We start from the raw sequence: 13295 nt of genomic DNA on the forward strand, positions 1-13295 counted from the left end.
GTTTCCCGTATGGTGGGCACTCCGTGCCCACGCGGAACGACGCGCAACGTTGTGGCAACGTTTTCATCGTGCCCGGCGCCACCAGCCAGCGTGTGCGCATGATCATTTGGACACGTTTCCGGGTTTTCGCCGTCGCGTCGACCAACAGCGCCAACGTGACGCCAGCTTCCGCGTGGGCACGGCGTGCCCACCGTACGGTCGAGGCCGCGTTACGCGCCGAGCTTTTCGAGGCGATAGCCGTAGCTGTACACCGGTACCAGCCTGAATCCATTCTCCGGACGCAGCGCCAGTTTATTGCGTACGCGCGACACGTGGGTATCCATGGTGCGCGAAGGCACGGCGGTTTCGCGCACCCACACCGATTCATGGATATAGGCACGCGACAGCGGGCGGCCGATGTTCCGGAAGAACAGCAGGGCCAGGTAAAACTCTTTCTGGGTCACGTCGATGACGCTGCCGTTCTTCAGCAGGCGGCCCGGTCGGGTTTCGAATACGTATGGGCCGAACTGCAATTGTTCGGTGCCGGTCTGGGCCGGGTAGGCGCGGCGCAGCAGGGCGGAAACGCGTGCCACCAGTTCGCCGCGGCGCAGCGGTTTCACCACGTAGTCGTCGGCGCCGGCATCCATGCCGGCCACGATGTCGTCCTCGGCGCCGCTGCCCACCAGGAACATCGCCGGCGCATCGGGCACCATCTTTTCCTTGGCGCGGCGCAGGATGTCCGCCGCTTCGCCATCGCCGGCCGGCCAGTCCATGATCAGCAAATCGGTGCTGTCCTTGCGCATCTGGCTCAGCATTTCCCTGCCGCCATCGAAGGACTGGCAGCTGTGTCCGGCAGAGCTGAGTACCTGGCAAATCAGGTCGGCTTGGCTACGGTCATTGTCAAGGACAGCTATTTTCATGGCGGCACACTGTTGTCAAAAATAACATGTAGGAGCAATCCTACATCGTTAAACCGACTATAGCAGACTTTGACAAAATAATGCTATGCGTTAACTTCCAATTTTTTGCCGAAAGGTATTGCTGAGCAGGAAAGCTGTCAACGTTTCACTCGTGCTTCACTCTATAAACGCTCAATTTCGACAGTTTTCCAGAAGCCGCTTAACAACCACAAAATGCGGCAGAAACACAACATAATCGACGAAAAAGGCCGTGAATTCACAATTCCTTTGTAAATCGCTCAACAATTCATGGAGCAATCCCTGCGCTCCTCCGTACCGGCAAAGTCCGAAAAAGTGAAATCTGTGAAATGTGCATATTCCGAAAAAACCGGAACACGCCAGATTGTATGTACACGAATTGCAACTATTGGTAACGAACGGAGAACATGCTGTGCAGCCTGAAGATAAAGCGGCAGGCGGTCGGAATGGTGGCTGGCGCCGGGGAGGGAGAGCCCGTCCGGCTGGCGGACGGGCTACAGGTGGGATCAGGCGTCCGGCAGCACCACGTTCACGTCGAGCACTTCCAGGTTGCCCTGGCGGTCGAGCGAAATCTTGATGTCGTCGGCATTCACCTTGGTGTACTTCGAGATGACTTCGATCAGCTCGCGGTGCAGGGCCGGCAGAAAGTCCGGGCCGGTGCGGTTGGTGCGCTCGCGGGCGATGATGATTTGCAGCCGTTCCTTGGCCGCGTTCGCGCTCTTCTTCTTTTCGGGGAACAGGAATGAGAGCAATGCCATGTCACTTGGTCCCAAAGATGCGTTGCAGCAGGCCCGGCTTTTCGTAGGTCGTGAAGCGCAGCGGACGCTCTTCGCCCAGGAAGCGCGCCACCACGTCCTCGTAGGCTTCGGCCACGTCGGTGCCCTTGAAGTGGATCGCCGGGTTGCCCTGGTTCGAGGCGTGCAGCACCGATTCCGATTCCGGAATAATGCCGATCAACGGAATGCGCAGGATTTCCTGCACGTCCTGGTAGGACAGCATTTCGTCGTTCTCGACGCGTTTCGGCGAATAACGGGTGATGAGCAGGTGTTCCTTGACCGGCTCGCCGCCGGTCTGGGCGCGGCGCGACTTGGCCTGCAGGATACCGAGGATGCGGTCGGAATCGCGCACCGAGGACACTTCGGGATTGGTCACGATCAGCGCCTCGTCGGCGAAGGTCAGCGCCATCAGGGCGCCGTGCTCGATGCCGGCCGGAGAATCGCAGATGATGAACTCGAAGTCCATCTTGACCAGCTCGTTCAGCACGCGCTCGACGCCGTCTTCCGACAGCGCGTCCTTGTCGCGCGTCTGCGAGGCCGGCAGGATGAACAGGTTGTCGCAGTGCTTGTCCTTGATCAGGGCCTGGTTCAGCGTCGCTTCGCCATTGATCACATTGACCAGGTCGTATACCACGCGGCGTTCGCAGCCCATGATCAGGTCGAGGTTACGCAGGCCGACGTCGAAGTCCAGCACCGCGGTCTTGTGGCCGCGCAGGGCCAGGCCGGTCGAAAAGCTGGCGCTCGAGGTGGTCTTGCCTACACCGCCCTTGCCGGACGTCACAACAATAATTCTTGCCACAAAAATGTCCTTTACAGTAACTGGTCAGTGCTGCTTACACGCGGGCCGGCGCCGGGGTCAGCGATGATATATCGATCCGGTCGCCAACCAGGCGGATTTGGGCCGGCTGGCGTGCCAGCTCGGCAGGGAAACCTTCGTCGAAGGTACGGTACACGCCGGCGATCGACACCAGCTCGGGCTGCAACGACAGGCCGAAGATGCGCGAGTTGGCATTGCCCGAGGCACCGGCCAGGGCGCGCCCGTGCATCGGTGCGTACACGTGGATGCTGCCGTCGGCAATGATCTCGGCGCCATTGTTCACCACCGCGGTGATGATCAGGTCGCAGCCGCGCGCATACACGCGCTGGCCGGCGCGCACCGGGGTGTCGACGATCAGGGCCGGGATCGGCGCGGCCGGAGCTGGTGCCGGAGCAGGCGTTGGCGCAGGGGCCGGAACCGGCGCCGGGACCGGCGCAAAGCTCACGGCCGTGGCTGCCGTGGCAGCCGCCACGTCTTCGCGGGCACGGTCGGCACCGGCGCCGTCATCGAGCGCCAGGCCCAGCGCCTTGACGGCCTCGGCCATCTCGGGCGTGGCGCCGCGCACGGCCACCGCGTTCAGGCGGTACTTCTTGAGCAGGTCGACCAGCGCGCGCCAGTCGAGGTAAGCGGTCTCGCCGGCGATCGCGCCGACGTCGATGACGGCGAATTCGTCCTCGAAAAAGTCCGACACGCCGCCGGTCATCTGCTTCAGGGCCGCGTCGATCGCGATCGGATCGGACGAATGCAGGATCGCCGAGATAGCGACAACCGTCGAGATCTTGATTTCGATGGGGAGGCTGGACGGGCTTTTCGACATAAACAATTCTGGTTGGCTATAGCCCGTGCATTCTACTGTGAAATTTGCTGCAAAGGACAGCATTTCACCATCATTCCTATAGGCAATTAGGGATACCGGCATGTTCCGGATTTTGCCCAGCCTAACGGGAAAAATACCGGGCATCGCCCCTCCGGCAATACAGGTTGTTTTCCGTGGATAAGCTGATAAGATTGATTCAGATCAAACGAAAACGCAGCCTCGAAAATTAACATGCGGAGCTTGCGCCGCGTCCAACCCGCGGCAACGCCAAGGCGCGGCCCGCCTTTTGCAGTTGTGTTCGCCATTGGCTGCGCCCGCTTTGGCTCGCTTATTGGCCCGCCTTTGGCCGCATCGCCGCCCATCAACCCTGGCCCAGCCAGATACCGGAGACAAGCATGGAAGACGTCGTCATCGTAGCAGCAGGCCGTACACCGGTCGGCAAATTCGGCGGCTCGCTCGCCAAGATTCCCGCCGCCGAGCTCGGCGCCCACGTGATCCGCCAGCTGCTGGCGAAAACCGGCATCGACCCGGCCAGCGTCAGCGAAGTCATCCTGGGGCAAGTGCTGACCGCCGGCGTCGGCCAGAACCCGGCGCGCCAGGCCGCACTGAAAGGCGGGCTGCCCGACATGGTGCCTGCCTACACCATCAACAAGGTCTGCGGCAGCGGCCTGAAGGCCACCCATCTCGCCACCCAGGCCATCCGCTGCGGCGACGCCCAGATCGTCATTGCCGGCGGCCAGGAAAACATGAGCGCCTCGCCGCACGTGCTGCCGAACTCGCGCGACGGCTTCCGCATGGGCGACACCAAGCTGGTCGATACCATGATCGTCGACGGCCTGTGGGACGTCTATAACCAGTACCACATGGGCGTCACCGCCGAGAACGTCGCGCGCAAGTACGACATTTCGCGCGCCGAGCAGGACGAATTCGCGCTGCAGTCGCAACTGAAGGCCGAGGCCGCCGTGAAGGAAGGCCGCTTCAAGGACGAGATCATCCCGGTGGAAATCCCGTCGAAGAAGGGCGCCGTCGTGTTCGATACCGACGAATACCCGAAGCACGGCAGCACCCTGGAGGCACTGTCGAGCTTGCGCCCCGCTTTCAACAAAGAAGGTACAGTCACGGCCGGCAACGCGTCGGGCATCAACGACGGCGCCGCCGCGGTCATCATGATGAGCGCCTCGAAGGCGCGCGAGCTCGGCTTGCAGCCGCTGGCGCGCATCAAGGCCTATTCGTCGGCCGGCCTGGACCCGAGCATCATGGGCATGGGTCCGGTATCGGCCTCGCGCCTGTGCCTGCAAAAGGCCGGCTGGACCCACGAAGACGTGGACCTGATGGAAATCAACGAGGCCTTCGCCGCGCAGGCGATTGCCGTCAACAAGGAAATGGGCTGGGACACGTCGAAGATCAACGTCAACGGCGGCGCCATCGCCCTGGGTCACCCGATTGGTGCCTCGGGCGCGCGCGTGCTGGTGACCCTGCTCCACGAAATGGCGCGCCGCGACGCCAAGCGTGGACTGGCCAGCCTGTGCATTGGTGGGGGGATGGGCGTGGCGCTGGCGGTCGAGCGTGACTGATTACAACTGATCGCAAAGAGCAGCAACAGGTAGTCTAAAAGCGACGGACAAAAACTAGGAGAAGACAATGGCTAGAGTGGCATTAGTAACCGGCGGCATGGGCGGCCTGGGCGAAGCAATCTGCATCAAGCTGGCCGCACTGGGATACACGGTGGTCACCACGCACTCGCCGGGCAGCACCAAGGCGGAAAGCTGGCTGGCAGGCATGCGCGAGCAGGGCTACAACTTCAAGGCCTATGCCTGCGACGTGGCCGACTACGAGTCGGCGGCGGCCTGCGTGAAGCAGATCGAGCAGGAAGTCGGCCCGGTCGACGTGCTGGTCAACAACGCCGGCATCACGCGCGACATGACCTTCAAGAAGATGGACAAGGTGAACTGGGACATGGTCATGAAGACCAACCTGGATTCCGTGTTCAACATGACCAAGCCGGTCTGCGACGGCATGGTCGAGCGTGGCTGGGGCCGCATCATCAACATCTCGTCGGTGAACGGCCAGAAGGGCGCCTTCGGCCAGACCAACTACTCGGCCGCGAAAGCCGGCATGCACGGCTTCACCAAGGCGCTGGCGCTGGAAGTGGCGCGCAAGGGCGTGACCGTGAACACCATCTCGCCGGGCTACATCGGCACCAAGATGGTGATGGACATCCCGAGCGACGTGCTGGAAACCAAGATCGTGCCGCAGATTCCGATGGGCCGCCTGGGCAAACCGGAAGAAGTGGCCGGCTTGGTGGCGTACCTGTCGTCGGACGAAGCAGCATTCGTCACCGGCGCGAATATCGCGATCAATGGCGGGCAGCACATGTCTTGATTGGGAGTTTGCTCCGTTGCGCAAGCACCGCTGCGGCTTCGGCCGGGCGGTGCTTTTTTGTTTTACGGACCGCATACCCATTTTGGGAACGATCGTACCCAGATTGGGAGCGATCATACCCAGATTGAGAACGATTCAGGATCCTGGGCCTTGCCGGGCTTCGTCAAGAGCGCGGCCAATCCGCCGCATTGCTTGTATCCTGCACTGAACCCCACTTCAACACCGCCGCTCATGGAACCCAGCGACACCGCTTCCGTCATCGTTCTTCCCAAGCAGCTGCGCTACGAGCATTTCGTGCGCCGCGTGGCCGCCACCGGCGAGGTCTGGGGCCTGTACCAGGACGGCTGGGCGATCGGCAAGACCGACGATGGCGCACTGGTCTTCCCGATGTGGCCGACGGCCGAGCTGGCCCAGCAGTGCGCCGTACTCGAATGGACGGGCTACGAACCGCATGCCTTCGCATTGAGCGAGCTGCTTGGGGAATTGCTGCCGCAGCTGGAAGACGATGGCGTGCTGCCGGGCATTACCTATACACCGGATGAATACGGGCTGACGCCGTCCCACGCCACGCTGCGTGCCGACCTCGAATGGCGGATGCGCCAGCACGGCGAACACGCAGCGTCCACCCCTACCGAATAACACGACACCATGCACACGCTGCCATACGACGGCCTGGCCCTGGCCAGCCTGGATGAACAATTGTTGAGTCCGGGTAACAAAGGTTTGCCGATAGTCGAGCCGCTGCGCCAGGGCGCGATCGGCGTGCAGGGCTGGAATGTGCTGCATGCCGACACCAGTTTCCCGGTTGCCGTGCTGAAAACGGCTGCACTGAAACACAACCTGGAGTGGATGCGCGCGTTTTGCGAGCGCCACGGTGTATTGCTGGCGCCGCACGGCAAGACCACGATGAGCCCGCAGCTGTTCGGCGCCCAGCTCGCCAACGGCGCCTGGGGCATCACCCTGGCCAGCGCCAGCCAGGTGCAGGTGGCGCACCGCTTCGGCGTGCGGCGCGTCTTATTGGCTAATCAATTGATCGCACCCGCCGACATCAGGTCCATCCTGGCCCTGCTGCGCGGCGACCCGGATTTCGCCTGCGTGGTGCTGGCCGATTCGCTGGCCGGCGTGGCGCGGCTGGCGCAGGCGGTCGCAGCCCATCCCTTGCAGCGTCCGCTGCCGGTTTTGGTCGAGCTGGGCCTGGCGGGAAAACGCGCCGGCTGCCGCACGCCGGAGGAAGCGCTGACCGTGGCGCGCGCCATCGCCGGCGCCCCTGGCCTGCTGCTGGCCGGCTTCGAGGGCTACGAAGGCTTGCTGGTGACCGACGACCGCGAGTCCGACTTGCGCGCCGTCGATGCATTCCTGGCGCAACTGGTGGCGCTGGCGCAAAGCGCCGACGACGAAGGCCTGTTCACGGGCACGGAGATCCTGCTGTCGGCCGGCGGCTCGTCCTACTTCGACCTGGTGGCGCGCGGCTTCGCCAGGGCGGGCAGCCTGTCGAAACCGGTAACAGCCATCCTGCGCAGCGGCTGCTACCTGACGAGCGACCACGGCCTGTACGAACGTCATATCCGTGAGCTGAATGTGCGCGAAGACGAAGGGGAGGGCCTGCGTCCGGCGCTGGAAGTGTGGTCCATGGTGCAGTCGCGCCCCGAGCCAACGCTGGCGATTCTCACCATGGGCAAGCGCGACGCTTCCTACGACGCCGGCCTGCCCGTGCCATTGGCCTGGCACCGTCCGGGGCCGGGTGTGCCGCACCCCCTTCCCGAAGGCGCGGCCATCGCCAAGATGAACGACCAGCACGCCTACCTGCGCTTGCCCGAGGGCCACCCGCTGTGCAGCGAACTGGCCGTGGGCGACCTGGTCGGCTGCGGCATTTCGCACCCGTGCACGACCTTCGATAAGTGGAAACTGCTGCTCGAAGTGGACGACGGTTACGCCGTGCGTGGCGCCATCAACACCTTCTTCTGAAAGCGGGGGGCGGTAGGCTACAATTCTTGCTCGACCTTCAAGAGAGCCGCCATGCCCGCCACCCCGTCGTCGCTGTTTCCCCCGATTCAACCGCTGCGCCACGGCATGCTCGCGGTCGACGCGCTACATACGATCTATTGGGAAGAGGTAGGCAACCCGAACGGCATCCCGGTGCTGTTCCTGCACGGCGGCCCCGGCGCCGGCCTGTCGCCCCAACACCGCCGCTTTTTCGATCCCCAAGCCTACCGCGTGATCCTGTTCGACCAGCGCGGCGCCGGCAAGTCCACGCCGCTGGGCGAGTGGCGCAACAACACTACCCAATTGCTGATCGAGGACATCGAACGCCTGCGTGTGATGTTCGGCATCTCGCAGTGGCTGGTGTTCGGCGGTTCCTGGGGCTCGACGCTGGCGCTGGCCTATGGCCAGGCGCATCCGCAGCGCTGCCTCGGTTTTGTCCTGCGCGGGATCTTCCTGTGCACCCAGGCCGAGGTCGACTGGTTCCTGCACGGCGTGCAGTGGTTCTACCCCGAGCTGTACGAGGAATTCATCGAACCGATCCCGCAAGGCGAACGCGGCGAGCTGCTGCAGGCCTATGCGCGGCGCCTGCTGTGCGACGACCCGGCCGTGTTCTGGCCGGCGGCGCGCGCCTGGAGCCGCTTCGAGGGCCGGCGCGTGTTCCTGCTGCCGCAGGAAGAAGAGCAGCCGTCGGACACGCTCGACCTCGGCGTGGGCCGCCTGGAAGCGCACTATATGGCGAACGGCGCTTTCCTTTCGGAAGACCAGCTGGTGCGCAACATCGGCCGCATCGCCCATCTGCCGGCCGTGATCGTGCAGGGCAGGTATGACGTGATCTGCCCGCCGCTGTCGGCGCACCGCCTGTACCAGGCCTGGCCGGGCGCGAAGATGCGCATGATTCCCGATGCCGGCCACGGCGCGCTGGAAACGGGGATCGCGCGGGCGCTGGTCGGGGCCACCGAGCAGTTCAAGCGGAACCGGCGTTTCGATTGACGATTTTCGCATCCACGCGCCTGCTACACTACGCCTGACACACCCACAACGCCAAGAAACGTGTTTTCATGAATATCCAGATTAGCGACATCGGCCACATGATCCAGCTGGCGATCGCGCCCGTGTTCCTGCTGACCGGCGTGGCGACCAAGCTGACGGTGCTGACCAACCGCCTGGCCCGCATCATCGACCGCACGCGCGTGCTGGAAGACCGGCTGCACATCGCCGCCAACGACGAGTACACCGAAGAACTCGAAGTCCTCTACCAGCGCTCGCACCTGATCAACTACGCCATCACCTCGAGCACCTTCTGCGGCTTTCTGGTGTGCCTGGTGATTGCGATGCTGTTCCTGGGCGACTCCACCAACATCAAGCTCGACAAGTACATCGCCGCCTCCTTCGTGCTGGCGATGGGTGGCCTGATCAGCAGCTTCGTCTTTTTCCTGCGCGAGATCTTCATCTCCTCGCGCTTCATGCGCATGCGCCACGACGCCAGCCTGGTGCCGCCGGTGCGCCGCGCCCAACCATAGAATCGAGTACCACATGCAAGACTACCAGCGCCCACCCACCTTGCACAGCTACGGCATGCGCAGCGACCTCGAGCAGGCGCTCACGGCCGGAAAATTCACGCTGCTGCCGTCCGGCGGTTTCCTGTCCCTGTCGTTCTCGCGCGAATGGAACAAGAACCTGTTCGAGATCCTGTCGCCGGCCGACTGCTGCCTGGTGATCCACAACACCGAGGAATTCGGCGAACGCCTGCACCGCGCCGTGCAGCGCGCGCTGCCCAATTGGGCCGGCATCGACGGCGCCATCGAATACGGCGCCCGCTCGCCGCTGGGCGCCGCGTTCACCAAGAGCCCGGGCCAGGCGCGCGAGAAGGAATGGCAGTTCGCCTGGCGCTCGATGTCGCCGGGTGCGAGCCTGAATCCGGTTGTCGTGCGCATCGGCAGCATCGAGCAGTTTGCCGAGTTGCGGGCGCCGGAGAGCCATTTGGTGTAAGTGGTTTGCACAGGTACGACCGCGTGGACACAGGTGTCCACCCTACGAAACTCGCTGTTGTAGGGTGGACCGGGCCGCGCAGGCACCTGTGTCCACGCTGTAGAACGCCTGCATATCGAAACGCCACCCGACGTTTAGAACCACTGCTCCACAGTTTCACGGTCTAATGCCGTGATGACCATTCCCGCCTACCCCCACCTGCTGCAGCCCCTCGACCTCGGCTTCACCACCCTGAAGAACCGCGTGATCATGGGCTCGATGCACACCGGCCTCGAAGACCGCTTCTACAACTACGGCAAGCTCGCCGCCTTCTACCGCGAGCGCGCGGCCGGCGGCGTCGGGCTGATCGTCACCGGCGGCATTTCGCCGAACCGGCAAGGCTGGCTGCTGCCCATGGGCGGCACCCTGAACTTCCTCGGCGACGTGCCGAACCACCGCCGCGTCACGCGCGCCGTGCACGAGGAGGGCGGCAAGATCCTGCTGCAGATCCTGCACGCCGGCCGCTACGGCTACCAGCCCTTCGTGGTCTCGGCCTCCGATAAAAAATCGCCGATCTCGCCCTTCAAGCCGCGCGCCCTCACCGAACGCGGCATCGAGTCGACCATCCGCGCCTATGCGCGCTGTGCGAAGCTGGCGAAACAGGCCGGCTACGACGGTGTCGAGGTGATGGGCAGCGAAGGCTACCTGCTGAACCAGTTCCTGTGCGCGCGCGTGAACAAACGCGAGGACCGATGGGGCGGCCCGATCGAAAACCGCATGCGCCTGGCGCTGGAAGTCGTGCGCCGCATCCGCCAGGCCGTCGGCCAGGATTTCATCATCATGTACCGCCACTCGGTGCTCGACCTGGTCGAAGGCGGCAATACCTGGGACGAAGTGGTGACCGTGGCGCGTGCGCTGGAAGCGGCCGGCGTCACCATCCTGAACACGGGTTACGGCTGGCACGAGGCGCGCGTGCCGACCATCGTCACCTCGGTGCCGCGCGCGGCCTTTGCCGGCGTGGCCGGGCGCCTGCGCAAAGAGGTAGGCATTCCGGTGGTGGCCTCGAACCGCATCAACATGCCGCGCGAGGCCGAAGAGGTGCTGGCGCGCGGCGACGCCGACATGGTGTCGATGGCGCGCCCCTTCCTGGCCGATGCCGCCTTCGTCGCCAAAGCCGCGAGCGGCCGCGTCGACGAGATCAATACCTGCATCGGCTGCAACCAGGCCTGTCTCGACCACACCTTCGCCAACAAGCGCGCCAGCTGCCTGGTCAATCCGCGCGCCTGCCACGAGACCGAACTGGTGTACGCAAGGACGGCCAGGCCGCGCCGCATCGCCGTGGTCGGCGCCGGGCCTGCGGGCCTGTCGGCGGCTACCGTGGCGGCCGAGCGCGGGCACGCGGTCACCCTGTTCGAAGCTTCAAGCCACATCGGCGGCCAGTTCAACGTGGCCATGCAGGTCCCCGGCAAGGAAGAATTCGCCGAGACCATCCGCTACTTCGCGCGCAAGCTGGAGACGACCGGGGTGAACGTGCAGCTGAACCGCCGCGTCACGCGCGAGGAACTGCTGGCCGGAGCTTTTGATGAGGTGATCGTCGCCACCGGCGTGCGTATGCGCAAACCTGCGATTCCCGGCATCGAGCACCCGAAGGTGCTGTCCTACCTCGAGGTCCTGCGCGACAAGGCGCCCGTGGGCAAGCGCGTGGCCATCATCGGCGCCGGCGGCATCGGCTTCGATACAGGGGAATTCCTGCTGCACGATCCCGGCCACCCGCTGTCGCAGCCGGTCGCCACCTGGACCGGCGAATGGGGAGTCGACTTGACCGTGGGTACGCCGGGCGGGCTGGTGAAGCCGGTGCCGGCCCATCCCTTCCGCCAGCTCTGGCTCCTGCAGCGCAAGACCACGCGTCCCGGTGCGGGACTCGGCAAAACCTCGGGCTGGGTGCACCGCGCGGCCCTGCAGCGCGGCGGCGCGACCATGCTGGCCGGCGTGCAGTACGACCGCATCGACGACGCCGGCCTGCACATCACGGTGGGCGGCGAACACAAGCTGCTGGAAGTGGACAACGTGGTGATCTGCGCGGGGCAGGAGAGCCTGGACGAGCTGACGGCGCCGGGTGCGGCTGGCGGCCCGGCCTTCCACAAGATCGGCGGCGCCGTGCTGGCGGCCGAGCTGGATGCGAAGCGGGCGATCCGCGAAGGGGCGGAGCTGGCGGCGCGCTTGTAACGGGTGCGTCTCTGCAGGCTTGGGTTGGACGCGTGGAGTCGTTCAGTCCGGGGGACTGAATGACAAGCCGTCCCCCCTATATGCGCCGTCAGCCGGAAAGCATTGGGCAAAAAAATGGACCGCAAGCGGTCCATTTGTCGTTCCAGGCCACCGGCCCAGAGGATTTACTTCTTGCGAACGACCACACAGCCGATCGAGTAACCGGCGCCGAATGAGCAGATCACGCCGTTCGCGCCCTGCGGCAAATCGTCCTGGTAGGTGTGGAAGGCAATGATGGAACCGGCCGACGAGGTATTGGCGTAGCTGTCGAGGATCACCGGCGCTTCGCCCGGCTCGGCGTCGCGGCCGAGCAGGGTGCGCGTGATCAGCAGGTTCATGTTCAGGTTCGCCTGGTGCAGCCAGTAGCGCGACACCTGCGGAATCTCCAGGCCGGCCGCTTCCACGGTCTCGCGGATCATCTCGGCGGCCATCGGGCACACTTCCTTGAACACCTTGCGGCCCTGCTGGCGGAACAGCTTGTCGGACGCGCCCACGCCGGATTCGTCGAAGCGGTTCATGAAGCCGAAGTTGTTGCGGATGTTGTTCGAGAACTTGGTCTTCAGTTTCGAGTCGAGGATCTCGAACTGGTGCTCGCCCACGGCGGTGTCGGCCGCTTCGATGATCATCGCGGTGCAGGCGTCGCCGAAGATGAAGTGGCTGTCGCGGTCGCGGAAATTCAGGTGGCCGCTGGTGATTTCCGGGTTCAGCACCAGCACGGCGCGCGCCTGGCCGGTCTGCACGGCGGCCATCGCGGTCTGGATGCCGAAGGTAGCCGAGGAGCAGGCCACGTTCATGTCGAAGCCATAGCCTTCGATGCCCAGGGCTTCCTGGACTTCGACCGCCATCGCCGGGTAGGCGCGCTGCATATTCGAGGCGGCGACCAGCACCATGTCGATGTCGCCCGCCACGCGGCCGGCGCGCGCCAGCGCATCCTTGGCGGCAGCGACACACATCTCCGCCTGCAGCGAGATCTCGTCGTCGCCGCGCTCGGCGATGCGCGAGGTCATGTGCTTCGGATCGAGGATGCCTTCCTTTTCCATCACATAGCGCGACTTGATGCCGGAGGCTTTTTCGATAAAGGCGCTGCTCGACGGTTCGAGGGCGGTGACGCTGCCGGCGGCGATCGCTTCGGCGTTTTCCTGGTTGTGCAGCTCGACGTAGGCATTGAACGCCGTCACCAGCTCGTCGTTCGAGATGGAATACGGAGGCGTAAACAGGCCGGTGCCGCTGATGACGACAGATTTCATGTTCGGACTTTCAAAGGAGATAAGGGGTCTTTCCCCAAGACTGACGGCGATTCTACACAATCGGGGGGAGCCTGGGAATTGTCGGGGTGACTATTTTGTAGGCAGATTATTCGGAATGGATGA

At 64.1% G+C, this 13295-nt stretch carries 13 protein-coding genes; 8 read left to right on the forward strand and 5 right to left on the reverse strand.

Annotated elements, in window-relative coordinates:
• Positions 1 to 209 precede the first annotated feature (209 nt).
• From ACWYRN_RS09095 to minC, 4 genes are all read right to left on the reverse strand, one after another.
• Positions 210 to 899: a response regulator transcription factor gene (locus ACWYRN_RS09095; protein ID WP_488692086.1), complete on the reverse strand. Its 690-nt coding sequence runs from the start codon at positions 897 to 899 to the stop codon at positions 210 to 212.
• A gap of 524 nt (positions 900 to 1423) precedes the next feature.
• Entirely contained in the window at positions 1424 to 1675 is a 252-nt protein-coding gene (gene minE / locus ACWYRN_RS09100; RefSeq protein WP_056340553.1) for a cell division topological specificity factor MinE, read from the reverse strand.
• Position 1676: 1 nt separating this feature from the next.
• Positions 1677 to 2492, reverse strand: coding sequence for a septum site-determining protein MinD (gene minD / locus ACWYRN_RS09105; protein ID WP_488692087.1), 816 nt, complete (start codon positions 2490 to 2492; stop codon positions 1677 to 1679).
• Between the two features lie 34 nt (positions 2493 to 2526).
• Complete coding sequence (gene minC, locus ACWYRN_RS09110; protein WP_488692088.1) at positions 2527 to 3327, reverse strand: septum site-determining protein MinC; 801 nt, start codon at positions 3325 to 3327, stop codon at positions 2527 to 2529.
• 395 nt (positions 3328 to 3722) lie between these two features.
• Between minC and ACWYRN_RS09115 the strand changes: the two genes are divergently transcribed.
• The 8 genes from ACWYRN_RS09115 to ACWYRN_RS09150 all read left to right on the forward strand — a co-directional run bounded on the left by ACWYRN_RS09115 (position 3723) and on the right by ACWYRN_RS09150 (position 11886).
• The gene (locus ACWYRN_RS09115) at positions 3723 to 4901 is read left to right on the forward strand and encodes an acetyl-CoA C-acetyltransferase (RefSeq protein ID WP_488692089.1); all 1179 of its coding nucleotides are present in this window, start codon (positions 3723 to 3725) and stop codon (positions 4899 to 4901) included.
• A gap of 67 nt (positions 4902 to 4968) precedes the next feature.
• Entirely contained in the window at positions 4969 to 5709 is a 741-nt protein-coding gene (phbB, locus tag ACWYRN_RS09120) for an acetoacetyl-CoA reductase (RefSeq protein ID WP_488692090.1), read from the forward strand.
• Between the two features lie 231 nt (positions 5710 to 5940).
• Positions 5941 to 6348 (forward strand): DUF2750 domain-containing protein, encoded by a 408-nt coding sequence (locus ACWYRN_RS09125; RefSeq protein ID WP_488692091.1) that lies wholly within the window; start codon positions 5941 to 5943, stop codon positions 6346 to 6348.
• 9 nt (positions 6349 to 6357) lie between these two features.
• Positions 6358 to 7674: an amino acid deaminase gene (locus ACWYRN_RS09130; RefSeq protein ID WP_488692092.1), complete on the forward strand. Its 1317-nt coding sequence runs from the start codon at positions 6358 to 6360 to the stop codon at positions 7672 to 7674.
• A gap of 51 nt (positions 7675 to 7725) precedes the next feature.
• On the forward strand, positions 7726 to 8682 hold the full coding sequence (gene pip, locus ACWYRN_RS09135) for a prolyl aminopeptidase (RefSeq protein WP_488692093.1): 957 nt from the start codon (positions 7726 to 7728) through the stop codon (positions 8680 to 8682).
• A gap of 68 nt (positions 8683 to 8750) precedes the next feature.
• Positions 8751 to 9212: a DUF2721 domain-containing protein gene (locus ACWYRN_RS09140; protein ID WP_229436144.1), complete on the forward strand. Its 462-nt coding sequence runs from the start codon at positions 8751 to 8753 to the stop codon at positions 9210 to 9212.
• Between the two features lie 13 nt (positions 9213 to 9225).
• On the forward strand, positions 9226 to 9681 hold the full coding sequence (locus tag ACWYRN_RS09145; protein WP_488692094.1) for a hypothetical protein: 456 nt from the start codon (positions 9226 to 9228) through the stop codon (positions 9679 to 9681).
• 174 nt (positions 9682 to 9855) lie between these two features.
• Positions 9856 to 11886, forward strand: a complete 2031-nt coding sequence (locus tag ACWYRN_RS09150; protein ID WP_488692796.1) for a 2,4-dienoyl-CoA reductase FMN-binding domain-containing protein — start codon at positions 9856 to 9858, stop codon at positions 11884 to 11886.
• Between the two features lie 164 nt (positions 11887 to 12050).
• Here ACWYRN_RS09150 and ACWYRN_RS09155 read toward each other — a convergent pair whose 3' ends face one another.
• Positions 12051 to 13172 carry a beta-ketoacyl-ACP synthase III gene (locus tag ACWYRN_RS09155; RefSeq protein ID WP_488692095.1) on the reverse strand — a complete coding sequence of 374 codons (1122 nt, stop codon included), beginning with the start codon at positions 13170 to 13172 and terminating at the stop codon, positions 12051 to 12053.
• Positions 13173 to 13295: the final 123 nt, after the last annotated feature.

The organism is Massilia sp. BAP21, from assembly GCF_057801335.1.